This window comes from Bacillus sp. RC240 (assembly GCF_044907945.1).
GTDB classification, from domain to species: domain Bacteria; phylum Bacillota; class Bacilli; order Bacillales; family Bacillaceae_G; genus Bacillus_A; species Bacillus_A mycoides.
Genome location: NZ_JBIYCT010000001.1, coordinates 1,408,696 through 1,424,038, shown reverse-complemented (window position 1 = coordinate 1,424,038; position 15,343 = coordinate 1,408,696). Strand labels below are relative to the sequence as shown.

Genomic DNA, 15,343 nt, shown 5'->3' with positions numbered 1-15,343 from the left:
CTTTTATTAGTATTCAGTCTATGGATAATATGTCATGCTGTTGTGGTAATTTCGGTGCGCGAATTTCTAATACACCGTTTTGATAAGAAGCTTTCGTTGCTTTTTTATTAATTAAATATGGTAACTTAATAATTCTTGACGCTTCTGAAATGGAACGTTCTCGGCGATAATAGTTATGAGATGTCTGTTCTTCTTCCGTCGCTTCAAGTATATCTTCTTTTACAGAGACTTTTAAGTATTCGCTTTGTATTTCAATTTGAATTTGTTCTTTTTGTATACCTGGTAGTTCGGCTGTAACGACGAGTTCGTCACCAACTTCGTATAAATCTACTGGGAATGTTAATAAACGGTTTCCTTTTTGGAAAAAATGATTTAAATCAGCAATTACGCCACGAAGAGGTGTTTGTTCGAAAAAATCATCAATTTGTTTTAAATAATTACGAACCGGTGGGCGAGAAGAATCTTTTTTTTCTTCACTCATGGTATTACCTCCTAGAAATCAATTTGCAATATCATATGACAAAAGCGGAGAAAGGTGAGTGCCTAGTTTTCATGTTTTCATAAAAAAATGTTAAAAATGTGAAATGGAGTGAGTTTTTTATAGTTTTTGGTCGCCATATTCAGTTGATTATGCTAGTATAAATAGGGTTGATATAGTAGTATTGAGACAGAATGAAAACTGAAAGAGGGTAAGAAGTATGTGTGGTTTTGTAGGATGTTTATGTGAAAACCCTAGAGAGTTTTCAGAAACAGAAAAACATCAATTTGAAAATATGAACACGATGATTTTCCACCGCGGTCCAGATGACGAAGGATATTTTCGTGATGAACATGTACAATTTGGCTTCCGCCGTTTAAGTATCATTGACTTAGAGGCAGGACATCAGCCGCTAACTTATGAAAATGATCGATATGTAATTATTTTTAATGGTGAAATTTACAATTATGTAGAACTACGTGAAATGTTACTTGAAAAAGGTGCAACTTTTGCTACACAATCTGATACAGAAGTTATCATTGCATTGTATGCACATATGAAAGAAAAATGTGTAGACTACCTTCGTGGTATGTTCGCATTTATGATTTGGGATCGTGAAGAAAAGACACTTTTCGGTGCACGTGACCACTTCGGTATTAAGCCTTTATACATCGCACAACAAGGTGATACTACATTCTTCGCATCTGAGAAGAAAAGTATTATGCATGTAATGGAAGACAAAGGGGTAAACCCAAAGTCACTACAACACTACTTTACGTACCAATATGGTCCAGAGCCAGAAACATTAACAATTGATGTTAACAAAATTGAGCCTGGTCATTACTTCGTAAAAGAAATCGGTAAAGAGATGGAAATCCATCGCTACTGGAATCCTTATTTCAACGCTTCAAGCGCAACGAAAGAGGAGCATATCCAAGCAATTCGCGATGTATTATACGATTCTGTAAAAGTACATATGCGTAGTGATGTACCAGTAGGTTCTTTCTTATCTGGTGGTATCGATTCATCTATTATTGCTTCTATCGCAAGAGAAATGAATCCAAATCTATTAACATTTTCTATTGGTTTCGAACAACGTGGTTTCAGTGAAGTTGATGTTGCGAAAGAAACTGCTGAGAAATTAGGAGTTAAAAACCATAACGTATTCATTACAGCTCAAGAATTTATGGATGAGTTCCCAAAAATCATTTGGCATATGGATGATCCTTTAGCGGATCCAGCAGCTGTACCATTGTATTTCGTTGCGAAAGAAGCGCGTAAACACGTAACGGTTGTTCTTTCTGGTGAAGGTGCAGACGAGTTGTTTGGTGGATATAACATTTATCGTGAGCCAAACTCGTTAAAAATGTTCTCTTACATTCCTAGCCCAGGAAAGAGTGTTCTAAAGGCATTAAGTGGTGCTCTTAAAGAAGGGTTTAAAGGAAAAAGCTTCTTAGAGCGTGGATGTACGCCAATCGAAGAGCGTTACTATGGAAATGCGAAAATCTTCCGTGAAGAAGAGAAAGCTGAATTAATGAAGTATTACGATGAAAGTGTTAACTATATGGATATCACGAAACCATTGTATAACGAAATTAAAGATTATGATGATGTAAGTAAAATGCAGTACATTGATATGTTCACATGGTTACGCGGCGATATTTTATTAAAAGCTGATAAAATGACGATGGCAAATTCATTAGAACTTCGTGTACCGTTCTTAGATAAAGAAGTATTTGACGTTGCATCTAAAATTCCGACAGAATTTAAAATTGCAAACGGAACAACGAAAGCTATATTACGTGAAGCTGCTCGTGGAATTGTTCCGGATCACGTGTTAGATCGTAAAAAGCTTGGATTCCCAGTACCAATTCGTCACTGGTTAAAAGATGAAATGCACGATTGGGCTGTAAATATTATTAAAGAAAGCAAAACTGAGCATTTAATCGAAAAACAGTATGTATTAAACTTACTGGAAGCACATTGTGCAGATAAAGGCGATTATAGCCGTAAAATTTGGACTGTACTTGCGTTTATGGTATGGCATCAAATTTATGTTGAGCATAAATACGATACGAATAAGTTCCACGAAGAAACAAAGCGTGCGTATAGCTTAGTTTAATAAAAAACCTTAAGGTCGCATTCGATCTTAAGGTTTTTTTCATAAATTGCATTTATTATTGATACAATAATAGTAAAAGGATGGACAACATATGATTACGTTTGAGAAAGTAAATACAGAAAATAAAAGCGCTGTAAAAGAAATGTTTCACTCACACAGCTTAGATGAGAAAAAGGTTCAGTATTGTGTAAAAGTTGATGATACATATATTGGCGTAATAGATTATAGCGTTCAAGAAGAGAGTGCTATTTTGTCACAGTTAATTATTCATTTTGATTATCAAGGTTATGGATACGGGACAAATACGTATTTTACATTTGAAGAAATGATGAAACAGAGAAATGTGAAAGAAATAAAAGTATTGCAAGAGATGTTTACTGAACAAGCTAAATCTTTCATAGAGGGATCTGGTTTTATTGAGGAAAATGGAATATATGTAAAAAAAATATAGTGAATATTGATTAGGTGATGATATGAATATAAGGTAGGTGGACGTATGACGATTACTTCTGGTCTTGTATTAGTTGGAGGTTGTTTTATAGTAGCAGAACTATGCCAGACTTTTATTCGGAAAAGAATGTATAAGAAGAGAAGACCATATGAATTACAATACATTCCCGTATTTTTAATTTTGTTTTGTATGCTATTTGTATTGCAAAACATAACGTATTTCCCACCTCTTTTGAACATCTTTTTGAAGTTTGGGTTGCTATATAGCGGCGGTGGGATATTTCTTTTATTTCTTTTATTTTGCATACGTTACATCCATTATCAATCGTATATATTCATTTTAAATTGGCTAAAGCAAAGCGATAGAAACCGCCTTACATAAGGGGGTTTTTTTATTTGTACTTGTAACGGAACTTGTACAATTAACATAAAATAGGACGAGTAGAAATGAAAGCTTATTACAATAAAGAAAGGAACGAAAAAGATATATGAAACTTGTTATAGACGCAGGGCATGGTGGATATGATTCTGGTGCTGTTGGTAATGGGTTAGTGGAAAAAGAGTTAACACTTCAAATTGCTAGACGTGTGCGAGATATTTTATCTGCAAATTATCCAATCAATATTAAAATGACACGTGATAGTGATGTGTTTATCTCTTTATCAGAACGTGCTAATATTGCTAATTCATTTGGTGCAGATTATTTTATCTCATTTCACATTAATAGTGGTGGTGGAACTGGATTTGAAAGTTATATTTACAACGCGCTATCTAATAGTAGTTCCGCATATGAAAAGCAACAAAAAATGCATGCAGCAGTCAATCCTGTATTAACAAAATACGGTCTTCGTGACCGAGGAGCCAAAAAAGCAAATTATGCGGTACTAAGAGAGACTGCAATGGATGCAATTTTAACAGAGACTGCCTTTATTGATACAACGTTTGATGCTAATTTATTGAAAAATCCACAATTTATCGAAGATCTAAGCCAAGCGTATGCAAACGGAATAGCAGCTATTTTTGGAGTAGCTCCAAATCCGAATCCTCCAAATCCACAACCTCCAAACCCACAGCCAACACCGCAAACGAAGGGGATTGCCTATATACTTGGGAAAAATGTGAATTTAAGAAGTGGCCCATCAACATCTTCTTCAGTTATTCGTCAACTAAACGCCCCAGAATCGTATGTCGTATATCAGGAAAGTAACGGATGGTTAGACTTAGGAAATGGACAATGGGTGTATAATGACCCTTCGTATATTAATTTTGTAAAGACGAGCAATAGTGATGGAAGCGCAATTGGTGTTGCATATATACAAAGAACAAATGTGAATTTAAGAAGTGGTCCATCAACATCTTCTTCAGTTATTCGTAAATTAAATAATCCGGAATCTTATTTAGTATATATTAATCAAAACGGTTGGTTGAACCTTGGTGGAAATCAGTGGGTGTATAATGATCCATCATATATTAAATATAATCAATATTAGGAAATGAATTTATGATGTAATATGAATGCGTATTTATGTATAACGTAGATACGCATTTTAAGAACGTTTATTGTTTTCATACTTATACACTTTATTTTAAAAATAAACATTTGAATAGCGGATAGAATCTAAATTGTATATATTAAAAAAGTTTTCTGATATACATTGACAATGTATGTAATATACATTAACCTTTAATTGTTAATGATAATCAATTTCATCTAGGAGGACATATGGTACATAGTAAAAAAATATTTATGTTATGCATTATGATACTTATGGTAATAATCGCAGGGTGTAGCAAAGAAGAGAAAAAAGGAAATGATCCATCAGCTAAAGCAAAAGATTCGTATACTGTAAAGCATGCAATGGGTGAAACAACAGTAAATGGTACACCTAAAAAAGTAGTTGTTTTAACAAATGAGGGTGCGGAGGCACTTTTAGCTGTTGGAGTAACGCCAGTTGGAACTACAAAACCACGTGCTGGTGATGAATGGTATCCTCATTTAGCGAAAGATTTAAAAGATACGAAAGTTGTAGGAACTGAGCGTGATATTAATTTAGAGGCAGTTATGAAGCTTAAGCCGGATTTAATTATCGGGAATAAAATGCGTCATGAAAAAATATATGAGCAATTGAACGAAATAGCGCCAACTGTATACGCTGAAACATTGCGCGGGGATTGGAAGGAAAACTTTACACTCTATACAAAAGCTGTAAATAAAGAAAAAGAAGGGCAAAAGGCTCTTGAAGATTATAAAAAACGTATTGAAGGAATGAAAGAGAAGTTAGGAGATAAATTGAATTCTACAGTTTCTATTATTCGCTTCGTACCAGGTGATGTCCGGATTTATCAGAAAAACTCATTCTCAGGTGCTATTTTAAATGATGTTGGATTTAAGCGACCACCACTACAAGATAAAGATGAATTTGCGATAAAAGGAATTACAAAAGAGCAAATTCCGAATATGGATGGGGACTACATATTCTATTTTACATCTGATAAAGATGCAGATAAGAATAACGAAGGAAATACGTTAGCAAAAGAATGGACAGAAGATCCACTCTTTAAGCAGCTACAAGCTTCAAAAGACAATAAAGTATTCCAAGTGGATGAAGTAATTTGGAATACAGCAGGCGGTATTAAAGCAGCAAATTTAATGTTAGATGATATTGAAAAATATTTTCTGAAATAAATGAATGGTTGAGTGCATCACTTTAAATAGGTGATGTACTTTTTAATTTAGTTAAATACAGAAAATTCCTTCTTTTAAGTGTGGATAAGTTGTACAATAAAACCAATCATGGAATAAAGGAGTGGGAAGGAATGAAAGCTACTCATAAAGATTGGATTTTGTTTAACGGAAGAATTGTGAATACGAAGGAAGAACAGCCGATGGTCCCATTAGAGGAGAGGGGCTTTCAATTTGGTGATGGTATATATGAGGTTTTTAGGTTATATGATGGGAAGCCACATTTATTGGATTTACATTTGGAACGATTTTTTAATTCTATGGAAGAAATAAAACTAATTCCACCGTTTGCTAAAGAAGAGTTAGTGGAAGAGTTACATCAAATGATTGAAAGAAATCAATTTCAAGAAGATGGGAATGTGTATCTTCAAATATCACGTGGTGCTCAAGCACGAAATCATGTGTATGAAAAAGATTTACAACCAACATATTTTGCGAATATCGTTTCGTTTCCAAGACCTACTGCTACTATGGAACAAGGAATAAAGGTGACTGTCGAAGAGGATATACGCTGGAAGTTCTGCCATATAAAATCATTAAATCTGCTCCCTAATATCATGATTAAAAATAAAATAAACGAACAAGGCTACCAAGAAGCGATATTGGTGCGAGATGGAATTGTAACAGAGGGGTGTCATTCGAATTTCTTTATGGTGAAAAATAATAAATTAATTACACATCCGGCCGATTATTTTATTTTACATGGCATTACTCGTCACTACGTTATTACATTAGCGAAAGCGTTACATATAGAGGTAGAAGAGCGTGAATTTTCATTACAGGAAGTGTACGAATCCGATGAGTGCTTTTTCACAGCGACACCACTTGAAATATTCCCTGTTGTTCAAATTGGTGATGAGAAGTTTGGAAGTGGCGAAAGAGGACCAATTACGAAAAAACTACAAGCTGCATATGAAGAAAGTATTAGTTTGTTTAAAGTGACAAATTAATAATGAGGAAAAAAGCTGGTATTCCCCCAGCTTTTTTTCATGATATAATTCAACCATAGGACAAATTTTGAAAACGCTGTAAAAAGGGGATTTAATGTATGAATTATGAAGATTTTAAAGAAGTAATTCACGGTAGACGAAGTGTTAGAAAGTTTACAGAACAAGAAGTATCCACTAGTGATATAAAAGAAATTATTGATTGTGCTCGTTATGCACCGAGTGATACGAACTCACAAACGTGGGAGTTCTTGGTCATTATGAACCGAGAGAAAATTAAAGAAATTGAACAAATGACATGGGATGCATTACATAAACTTGCAGCAAAAGCAGCAGAAAATGGAGAAGAGAAAGCAGGGAAATTACTTACACGTTCTTTCGGTCCATATGCGACAGCTTTCTCTGAGGCGCCAGTATTAATCGTATGTTTGGCAACACCATATGAATCAAAGTTTCGCGAAAAGATATTTGATCCAATTGCCTTCGTTCCTGATTCAGTATGGGAAGAGGAAGGAATTAAGAGTAGCTGTTTAGCAGCACAAAACTTAATGTTGGCTGCACATGCGAGAGGACTGGGTACTTGTCCAATGACAGGACCTGTATTGTTAGCTCAAAAAGAACTACGACAATATTTACAAATTGAGACCGAAAAACAAATAAATATGGTTATTTCACTCGGTTATCCGAAAGATAAACCGAAGAAACTTCCAAGAAAAGAAGTAGATGAGATTACAACATTTATTTTCTAAATGTTATGTGGAAAAGACATTGAAATAGCAATGTCTTTTTATTTTGAGTGGATATTTTTTAAGTGATTTGGGCTAAAATGATGAATAGAGTGGAATTACTATTTATTTCTTTTAAAAAATTAATGTTCTTAAAATGAAAGTATGGTACAGTAATCGTGAGCAAGCTAATATTTGTTCATGAAAGTGTTAAAAACTAGTTTTAAAATCAAGAAGTTATTTTTGTATAATAAATTATAATGAAATAACAGGGGGAATGAATTTTGAAGAAATTCATAATCGCTGGATTGTCTGTATTGTTATTAGTAGGCTGTGGTACTCCAAAGGAAAAAGAGGATGCACAGTCAAACAAGGAAGAACAAGTTGTAAATGCAAGTGATGAGAATATGGTCGTATATCCTGAAGGAGCAGTGCCAGTCGGAGAAGGGAAAGTAAAAGTAACTACGCCAGATGGTACTTCTGAAAATGGCAATATACCAACTGTATTCATAAAAAAGGATACTTTAATTCAGCAAGTCGAATTAGAACTTTCCAATTTTCAAAACGATAAAGAAACATTTGTATTTGTAGATCAAATATTTGCAGATAAACATCAAGTAACTAGTACAACACAGACAACAGTACAATTAAAAGAAAAGACGCTTGAGACAGGTAGTCATACGATTACCGCAGCTCAGTTTGAAAACAATGACCCGAAAGGAAAAGTCATTAGCTTTAATCAAGCAACGTTTGAAACAAAGCCTGCGTCTTAATTATGGATAAAAAGTACATTACTTAAAGTGGTAGTGTACTTTTTAATTTGGATAGGATTAGGTTGTTGAGAATAATTTGTTTCACTTTCTAGTACGAATGAATAGAAAGAACTTATTCTTTACTATCATGTAAGAGGAAGGAATTGAAAGTTTGAAACGAGTTATTCGTATTTTCTTATTTATTATAATGTTTTCGGTCATTTGGTTTACTTTACAAGAGGCGGTTGAAGTTACGCTCAATTATCACATTCATGACTTGTTAATTGGAGCTGTATGTTTTGTCATTGTGTATCGGTTTTATCAAGCCTTAACGGACAATAAGAACCCCACTTGAAAATTCGGCACATGCGAGGAAGTTAGGTGGGAGTCGGGCTGCCCGTAAAAGCCCGATTGGTGAAGGATAATACCCCCTATGATTAAAGTTTCGCTTTATGATAAACTCGGATTAAGGTAAGTATTGAGTTGGAAATGTAGGGATTTCATTTGAAATGTCGAATAGTACATACGATGTCGTAATAACAAATTTTCTATTGTTTACTGTGAAACAGAAGAAGGAGAGATTGTAGTTATGAAAAGAGCTCTTATAAATATTGATTATACATATGATTTTGTAGCTGAAAAAGGTGCTTTAACATGCGGGAAACCAGGTCAAGAAATTGAGAAGGAACTTGTAAGTGTAACGAAACAATTTATTGAAAAAGGTGATTACGTAGTATTTGCGATCGATAAACATGAAGACAATGATGTATATCATCCAGAAGCGAAATTGTTTCCACCTCATAATATAGCAGGTACAAATGGAAGAGACTTATTTGGTGAATTACAAGATGTATGCGAGAAATATAAAAATGCAGAGAATGTATATTACATGGACAAAACACGTTACAGTGCATTTGCCGGAACAGATTTAGAGATGAAGTTAAGAGAACGAGGAATAGAAGAAGTTCATCTTGTAGGTGTTTGTACCGACATCTGTGTTCTTCATACAGCAGTAGATGCTTATAATAAAGGATTTAAAATTGTCGTTTATGAAAAGGCGGTTGCATCTTTTAATGTGCAAGGACATGAATATGCACTTGGACATTTTAAATCTTGTTTAAATGCAGAAGTGAAGTAAAAAAAGAGGCCTTCGAAAAGGCCTCTTTTTTACATTTATATAGAAACGACTTGTTTTTGAATTAACTTTTTAATGAACGGACTAATCTTTTCTGGTAGTCGGTTTAAATCGAAAAATTGTACATGCAATGATTCAACTCCATCTGCTTTTAACAAGCCACATGTAAATTCTGTAATATTTATCCTTGTTCATTGAAAACAGCTACTCCAGCTAAATTGAGTGGTCTTGATCCAATAACTTCTCTTAGTTCTTCGATATAGCTCATTGTTAGTAACCTTCGCGAGTCAAAATATTTTCAAATGAACTATTCGGTGTCATGTGAATGTTTTCCTGTTATTAAGATGAGTAGTGCAGTCTTAAAATAAAGTCATTTAAAAAATTTTCAATTGTCAGCTCCCTTTAGATAATGAAAAAGGTTATATTTATAGAAGAATGTATAACAAGTTTGAAGGGAACCAAAAAGTAATACAATAAATCAGTTTTGCATGAAATTTTCATTAATAAGGAAGTGGATGGATGAGTTTATTAACGTATACTGAAGAGTTTTTTAATTATGTAAGGGAGTTTTTACTTTTAAGGTTTTTACTATTTGCTTTAGTTCTTATCATTATTTCTTTTGTTATAAATCGCATTATTGATTGGTTTTTTAGGAAATCAAGCTTTTTTGATGAAGAGGTAGAGCAGACGATTCAAAGTGTTATTCGATCTATTTTTAGATATATCATTATCATCAGTCTGATCATATATTTAATTAGTCAATTTGTAGATATAAAAAGTATTATTGCAGGTGCAGGGATAGCGGGAGTCGTCATCGGTTTTGCTGCACAACAGATGCTAAAAGATGTCATATTAGGCTTCGCAAGATTAGCGGACAAAGAGTTTCGAGTTGGCGATTTTGTAACTTTTAACGGAACAAATTCAGGAACTATTGAGGAAATTAGTATTCGTTTTATGCAAATTCGTGAATGGTCAGGGAAACTCCTTACCATTCCACACGGAGAGATTAGAACGATACAGAATTTTAATAAAGGATGGATGCGAGTTATTGAACGCATCACGGTAAGTTATCAGGAAGATCCTACAAGAGTTAAAGAATTGTTAGAAGAAGTATGTGTTATTTGTAATGAAAAATTGGAGCAAAATCTTTATAGAGTAGATGATGAAGCTGTTGAGCCATTTAAATATGTTGGAGTTACAGACTTAAATCCTAACCTTAAATATGTTGGATATGAATTTTGTATTACAGGTTTGATTAAACCGGAAGATTATTTTGAAACTTCTAGACAAGTAAGATTTGAATTAATGTCTATGTTCCATAAAAATCAAGTGCAAATGCCAGCAGCGAATATGTTCGTTAACACTGAAAGTTTACAGCATATTCATGGGGGACAATCTTTATCAGACAGTTAAAGAAAATTAGCTAATTTCTGTTTTTATTTAGGATTTGGATTTGAATGAACTGTATGGGATATCTCCGAAAAAAGAGCTGAAGGAATTCGGTTCTTTTTTGTTTGTAGTATTTTGAAATTTCTTAATGTTATAATGGTAGTTGGTGATGAGAATGAACATAGATGAAAAAGAGATGCATCGTTTAGAGGCATTAAAAGAAATTGCTGAGTTACTAAATGAAGCAACAAACTTACAGGAAATGTTAGGGAAAGTGTTACATACATTGTTACAAGTTATGAATTTACAAACAGGGTGGATATTCTTTATTGATGAAAGTGGAAAGCATCGTATGCTTGTAGACCAAAACTTACCCCCAGCTCTTACGTGGCAGGAAAAGAAGCCGATGTGTGAAGGAGATTGTTGGTGTGTAGAACGTTTTGTGAATGGAAGATTGGAAAAAGCGACAAATATTATTGAATGTAAACGAATAGAGGATGCGATTGAATGTAATTGGGGCGAGACAGAAGATGTTACACATCATGCGACAATCCCGCTAAGATCTGGATCAGAGAAATTTGGTCTATTAAATGTAGCCTCGCCTCATAAAACACATTTTTCTGAGGAGGAGTTAGCGTTATTAGAAGCGATTGCATTTCAAATTGGAACGACAATACAACGTATTCAATTAGTTGAGAAAGAACGAAAATATGTAGTTGTAGCTGAAAGAAATCGATTGGCTCGTGATTTACATGATTCTGTTAAACAATTGTTATTTTCAATTATGCTAACAGCGAAAGGGACTCTAAATATGACGAAGGATAGAGACTTGCAAGAGATGTTAAGTTATATTGGAGAATTATCACAGGAAGCATTACAAGAGATGACACTTTTGATTTGGCAATTAAGGCCTGAAGGATTAGAGAAAGGTTTAGCAGAAGCGATTCAAAATTACGGAAAACTGTTAGGGATTCAAGTGGAAGTTCGAATTGATGGAATGGTTTTAATTGAAGATGAAATAGAAGAAGTTTTATGGCGTATAAGCCAAGAGGCATTACATAATTGTAAAAAACATGCCTCATGTGAAAAAGTATGTGTTCATTTAAGGATAGAAAATAATAAGTTGCATTTTTACATAGAAGATAACGGAATAGGATTTATACAGGATCAAGTAAGAGAGTCAGCACTTGGTTTGAAAAGTATGAAAGAACGAATTGAATTAATGAGGGGAATTTTTCGAATAAAAGCAGAACCGGAAAAGGGGACAAAGATAGAAATTCAATTACCGGTTTGAGAGGGAGAACGTCAGTGGAAATTAAATTATTACTTGTAGAAGATCATCATATCGTGCGAAGGGGACTCGTATTCTTTTTGAAGACGAGAGAAGAATTTGAAATTATTGGGGAAGCAGCAAATGGTGAAGAAGCATTAACATTCGTCCAAACAGAAAGGCCAGATGTAGTATTAATGGATTTATCAATGCCGAAAATGGATGGTATTGAAGCGACAAAACGTATAAAACAATACGATGAGACAATAAAAATTCTTATGCTCAGTAGTTTTTCAGAACAAGATTACGTTTTACCAGCATTAGAAGCTGGGGCAGATGGTTATCAATTAAAAGAAGTGCAGCCAGATCAACTTGTTGCGTCAATCGTTGCGGTATATCAAGGAAACGCAAATTTTCACCCGAAAGTAACACCAGCACTATTAGGACGATCAGCAGTCAAGAAAGAAAAAGAGAATCCTTTTTCTATGTTAACTAAAAGGGAGCAAGAAGTACTTCGTGAAATTACGAAAGGAAGAAGCAATAAGGAGATTGCAGCAGAACTTCATATTACAGAACAAACTGTGAAAACACACGTTTCTAACGTATTGGCTAAATTGGAAGTAGATGATCGTACACAAGCTGCCTTATACGCAGTAAAGCATGGGGAAAACTAGAAATAAGTATGAATAATTGTGTCATATGCTACGGAAGAATACATAGGAGAAATTAAAATGTATAGAGATGCCGAATAAAGGTTTTTCTTCTTTCAATAATTAGGTACAATAAAGTGAAACTTTAATCAGTGGGGGGGCCATCCCCACTGATTATTAGTTGAACCAATCGGGTTTTTACGGGCAGTTGATCTCCCACCTAACTCCCTTGCATTCATCGGATTTTGAGGTGGGAGTCTTACTGCCCGTTAATACGGGATAAAGCTACTATGGAAGGGGAAGATACGCTATGCCTGGTACAAAAAGTGGGATTGGAAAGATTCAGGCTTCGTTAAATGGTTTATCACCGAAATTACGAAGTATTGCCGAACATATTTTGAAACATCCACAAGATGTTGTACATAAATCGATTACGGAATTAGCGGAAGTTACGAATAGTTCCGAAGCAACGATATTCCGCTTATGCAAACACTTAGGTTTTCAAGGGTTCCAAGACTTGAAAATTACATTAGCTCGTGAGATTGTACATACTCCGATGCAAAATATTCATGAGGAAGTATCGGTAGAAGATAATATTGTCACTGTTGCTAAAAAAGTTTTTCATTCACATATTACAGGACTGCAAGATACATTACATTTGTTAAACGATAACGCGTTGGAACAGGCAGTAAGTGCGCTGAATGAAGCGAAACGAATTGAGTTTTATGGAAATGGTGGTTCAGGTATTATTGCGATGGATGCTTATCATAAGTTTATGAGAACGGGTATTTCTTGTATTGCTCATACGGATTCACATTTTCAAATTATGGGAGCTGGCTTGCTGACAAAAAAAGCAGTGGTCATTGCAATTTCTCATTCGGGCAGTAATAAAGGATTACTTGAAGCATTAGAAGTAGCGAAAGCAAGAGGGGCTCGCATTATTGCGATTACAAGCTATCAAAAATCGGCATTAAGCCAACTTGCTCATATAACACTATATACTTCGACGCGTGAGACGGAATTTCGTACAGAAGCAAGTTCGTCACGATTAGCGCAGCTTAGTTTATTAGATACTTTGTATGTGGGATTGTCATTGCAGCGACAAGAGGAAACACTACAAAATTTACAAAGTATACGTGAAACAATTTCGATGAAACGAATATAAAGGGCTCTTCAAATGTTAAATTTAGATAATAACTTATAGGGTAGTTAGTCCATTACGGGGCTGATTATCCTTTTTATTTACATAATGAATAAAAAGAATGAATATTCAATTCGATTAGTATAATGTAGATATGGAATTTGAATCGTTTGTTTGGCTTTTGGGAGGGGGACAAAGCCTCGGAGAGTGTTTTAATGAGGGTTAAAGAAATAAACATTGGTAAAAAGAAAAGCTTTCCTACTAGTGGATTCAGAGGGGGTACCTGTTACATCAGTAGCTTAGTAATAGACCGATTAGAAAAACAAAATTTAGTAGAACGAAAAACTGATAAATTAGATCGGGGATATACATGTCTTTACATTTTAGAACAAGTTAAAGACTATATTGAAAAGTTAATCTCTGATTATTTTGTGCCATTACTTGCAAAAATAAAGGCATTGAACAAGGAAGAGTAATTAGCTATTTCTGAAGGAATCTCCAAATTTTGTGACCTAATTGATAAAAATAAGTGAGTTAATTATAAAATACTTTTATTGAAGGGAAAAAGAATTATGTTTCTCATAGCTTATTTACCTATTTTTCTGTATTTATTATTAGAATTTTATAGAAGTTCACCTGTTAAAGAAGAAAAACAAAATCGTGGTTCTAGTTTTTTTATCGGAGTAGTTTTTGCATTGATGTTAACCATTCCAGAGATTATGTATTTCATTACAGTAAATAAGATTAATTCATTGCTGTTTTTGGGTGTTATTATCGGGCTAATTGGTGTATGGATAAGATTTTCTTCAATGAAAATCTTAGGAAGATTTTACAGTAGGAATGTCGGAATGCAAGGGGGACATAAGTTAATTCAAAACGGTCTATATAAATATGTTCGCCATCCTGGTTATTTAGGGTCTTTTTTGACCTTTTTAGGATTTGCTATATCTTCATTCATTGCCATTATCATAAATATTATTTTATTTTTCCTTGTGTATTCGTATCGTATAAAAATTGAAGAGAGAATTCTTATTACGCTGTTTGGTGAACAATATAAACAATATCAGTCCAAGACTTGGCGAATTATTCCGTTTTTATACTAGGGATTATAGGAGAAATTTCTTAAATAGATGGATGCGGGGTCCCACCACATTATAAAAAGACAGGAACAAATATGTTCCTGTCTTTGATTTTATTGAGTCTAAAGTGTATGACCTAAATATAATAATAGAAGGCTTTTTATATTGGTGAATAGTTGTTGATATATCCGCTAGATTTAATGGTTCTAATTGTCTATAGAAATATATTACTTATAATCTCCCAAGCTTAAAAAATATTTTTTAAACCTCTATATTCTTTGCATATAAACCAAAAAGAAATGCCTGATAAATTTCAATGTAAATATGATGGAATTTCAGTTTTCCTTTCAAATATAGTAAGAAAATACTTGGTTAATAATTCAAATATTGTTCAATATTTCACAATAATCTTATGAAATTCCATGTTATGATGAACCTGTAATGATGATTGAACACTTAAAT

Annotated in this window: 17 protein-coding genes and 1 pseudogene; 16 read left to right on the top strand and 2 right to left on the bottom strand. The window is 33.9% G+C overall.

Annotation, left to right across the window (positions count from 1 at the left end; all coding sequences use genetic code 11):
* Window positions 1-13: 13 nt before the first annotated feature.
* Entirely contained in the window at window positions 14-481 is a 468-nt protein-coding gene (locus tag ABH955_RS07280; RefSeq protein ID WP_404442993.1) for an Hsp20/alpha crystallin family protein, read from the bottom strand.
* Between the two features lie 217 nt (window positions 482-698).
* On the opposite strand from ABH955_RS07280, the gene asnB reads away from it, so the two are divergent.
* The 10 genes from asnB to ABH955_RS07230 all read left to right on the top strand — a co-directional run bounded on the left by asnB (window position 699) and on the right by ABH955_RS07230 (window position 9,355).
* The gene (gene asnB, locus ABH955_RS07275; RefSeq protein WP_002012706.1) at window positions 699-2,600 is read left to right on the top strand and encodes an asparagine synthase (glutamine-hydrolyzing); all 1,902 of its coding nucleotides are present in this window, start codon (window positions 699-701) and stop codon (window positions 2,598-2,600) included.
* A 91-nt stretch (window positions 2,601-2,691) separates the two neighbouring features.
* The gene (locus ABH955_RS07270) at window positions 2,692-3,051 is read left to right on the top strand and encodes a GNAT family N-acetyltransferase (protein WP_088039316.1); all 360 of its coding nucleotides are present in this window, start codon (window positions 2,692-2,694) and stop codon (window positions 3,049-3,051) included.
* 45 nt (window positions 3,052-3,096) lie between these two features.
* Window positions 3,097-3,432: a hypothetical protein gene (locus tag ABH955_RS07265; protein WP_012260872.1), complete on the top strand. Its 336-nt coding sequence runs from the start codon at window positions 3,097-3,099 to the stop codon at window positions 3,430-3,432.
* Window positions 3,433-3,538: 106 nt separating this feature from the next.
* Complete coding sequence (locus ABH955_RS07260; RefSeq protein ID WP_404491015.1) at window positions 3,539-4,540, top strand: N-acetylmuramoyl-L-alanine amidase; 1,002 nt, start codon at window positions 3,539-3,541, stop codon at window positions 4,538-4,540.
* 233 nt (window positions 4,541-4,773) lie between these two features.
* Window positions 4,774-5,736 (top strand): ABC transporter substrate-binding protein, encoded by a 963-nt coding sequence (locus ABH955_RS07255; protein ID WP_002189500.1) that lies wholly within the window; start codon window positions 4,774-4,776, stop codon window positions 5,734-5,736.
* A gap of 131 nt (window positions 5,737-5,867) precedes the next feature.
* The gene (dat, locus tag ABH955_RS07250; RefSeq protein WP_404491014.1) at window positions 5,868-6,743 is read left to right on the top strand and encodes a D-amino-acid transaminase; all 876 of its coding nucleotides are present in this window, start codon (window positions 5,868-5,870) and stop codon (window positions 6,741-6,743) included.
* A gap of 98 nt (window positions 6,744-6,841) precedes the next feature.
* Window positions 6,842-7,489: a nitroreductase family protein gene (locus ABH955_RS07245; protein ID WP_215552374.1), complete on the top strand. Its 648-nt coding sequence runs from the start codon at window positions 6,842-6,844 to the stop codon at window positions 7,487-7,489.
* A 260-nt stretch (window positions 7,490-7,749) separates the two neighbouring features.
* Window positions 7,750-8,238: a putative periplasmic lipoprotein gene (locus ABH955_RS07240; RefSeq protein ID WP_404491013.1), complete on the top strand. Its 489-nt coding sequence runs from the start codon at window positions 7,750-7,752 to the stop codon at window positions 8,236-8,238.
* A gap of 151 nt (window positions 8,239-8,389) precedes the next feature.
* Window positions 8,390-8,572, top strand: a complete 183-nt coding sequence (locus ABH955_RS07235; protein ID WP_012260876.1) for a hypothetical protein — start codon at window positions 8,390-8,392, stop codon at window positions 8,570-8,572.
* A gap of 234 nt (window positions 8,573-8,806) precedes the next feature.
* Window positions 8,807-9,355, top strand: a complete 549-nt coding sequence (locus ABH955_RS07230) for a cysteine hydrolase family protein (RefSeq protein WP_404491012.1) — start codon at window positions 8,807-8,809, stop codon at window positions 9,353-9,355.
* Between the two features lie 35 nt (window positions 9,356-9,390).
* Here the strand turns inward: ABH955_RS07230 and ABH955_RS07225 are convergent.
* Window positions 9,391-9,620: pseudogene (locus tag ABH955_RS07225) on the bottom strand (hypothetical protein).
* Window positions 9,621-9,871: 251 nt separating this feature from the next.
* Between ABH955_RS07225 and ABH955_RS07220 the strand changes: the two are divergent.
* From ABH955_RS07220 to ABH955_RS07195, 6 genes are all read left to right on the top strand, one after another.
* Window positions 9,872-10,765: a mechanosensitive ion channel family protein gene (locus ABH955_RS07220; RefSeq protein WP_061673901.1), complete on the top strand. Its 894-nt coding sequence runs from the start codon at window positions 9,872-9,874 to the stop codon at window positions 10,763-10,765.
* A gap of 151 nt (window positions 10,766-10,916) precedes the next feature.
* A complete protein-coding gene (locus tag ABH955_RS07215) occupies window positions 10,917-12,035 on the top strand; it encodes a GAF domain-containing sensor histidine kinase (protein WP_002031724.1) in 1,119 nt (372 codons plus the stop codon).
* A 14-nt stretch (window positions 12,036-12,049) separates the two neighbouring features.
* Window positions 12,050-12,685, top strand: a complete 636-nt coding sequence (locus ABH955_RS07210; RefSeq protein ID WP_215552372.1) for a response regulator — start codon at window positions 12,050-12,052, stop codon at window positions 12,683-12,685.
* Window positions 12,686-12,971: 286 nt separating this feature from the next.
* Entirely contained in the window at window positions 12,972-13,826 is an 855-nt protein-coding gene (locus tag ABH955_RS07205) for a MurR/RpiR family transcriptional regulator (protein WP_061673902.1), read from the top strand.
* Window positions 13,827-14,017: 191 nt separating this feature from the next.
* Window positions 14,018-14,278, top strand: coding sequence for a hypothetical protein (locus ABH955_RS07200; protein WP_113937789.1), 261 nt, complete (start codon window positions 14,018-14,020; stop codon window positions 14,276-14,278).
* Window positions 14,279-14,374: 96 nt separating this feature from the next.
* Window positions 14,375-14,905 (top strand): methyltransferase family protein, encoded by a 531-nt coding sequence (locus ABH955_RS07195; RefSeq protein WP_404442975.1) that lies wholly within the window; start codon window positions 14,375-14,377, stop codon window positions 14,903-14,905.
* Window positions 14,906-15,343: the final 438 nt, after the last annotated feature.

What these genes read in the sequence shown, in the direction of transcription:
- ABH955_RS07260 (WP_404491015.1), top strand. Translation starts at nt 3,539, where the DNA reads ATGAAACTTGTTATAGACGCAGGGCATGGTGGATATGATTCTGGTGCT.
- dat (WP_404491014.1), top strand. Translation starts at nt 5,868, where the DNA reads ATGAAAGCTACTCATAAAGATTGGATTTTGTTTAACGGAAGAATTGTG.
- ABH955_RS07215 (WP_002031724.1), top strand. Translation starts at nt 10,917, where the DNA reads ATGAACATAGATGAAAAAGAGATGCATCGTTTAGAGGCATTAAAAGAA.
- ABH955_RS07265 (WP_012260872.1), top strand. Translation starts at nt 3,097, where the DNA reads ATGACGATTACTTCTGGTCTTGTATTAGTTGGAGGTTGTTTTATAGTA.
- ABH955_RS07270 (WP_088039316.1), top strand. Translation starts at nt 2,692, where the DNA reads ATGATTACGTTTGAGAAAGTAAATACAGAAAATAAAAGCGCTGTAAAA.
- ABH955_RS07280 (WP_404442993.1), bottom strand. Translation starts at nt 481, where the DNA reads ATGAGTGAAGAAAAAAAAGATTCTTCTCGCCCACCGGTTCGTAATTAT.
- asnB (WP_002012706.1), top strand. Translation starts at nt 699, where the DNA reads ATGTGTGGTTTTGTAGGATGTTTATGTGAAAACCCTAGAGAGTTTTCA.
- ABH955_RS07255 (WP_002189500.1), top strand. Translation starts at nt 4,774, where the DNA reads ATGGTACATAGTAAAAAAATATTTATGTTATGCATTATGATACTTATG.
- ABH955_RS07200 (WP_113937789.1), top strand. Translation starts at nt 14,018, where the DNA reads ATGAGGGTTAAAGAAATAAACATTGGTAAAAAGAAAAGCTTTCCTACT.
- ABH955_RS07220 (WP_061673901.1), top strand. Translation starts at nt 9,872, where the DNA reads ATGAGTTTATTAACGTATACTGAAGAGTTTTTTAATTATGTAAGGGAG.
- ABH955_RS07230 (WP_404491012.1), top strand. Translation starts at nt 8,807, where the DNA reads ATGAAAAGAGCTCTTATAAATATTGATTATACATATGATTTTGTAGCT.
- ABH955_RS07245 (WP_215552374.1), top strand. Translation starts at nt 6,842, where the DNA reads ATGAATTATGAAGATTTTAAAGAAGTAATTCACGGTAGACGAAGTGTT.
- ABH955_RS07205 (WP_061673902.1), top strand. Translation starts at nt 12,972, where the DNA reads ATGCCTGGTACAAAAAGTGGGATTGGAAAGATTCAGGCTTCGTTAAAT.
- ABH955_RS07195 (WP_404442975.1), top strand. Translation starts at nt 14,375, where the DNA reads ATGTTTCTCATAGCTTATTTACCTATTTTTCTGTATTTATTATTAGAA.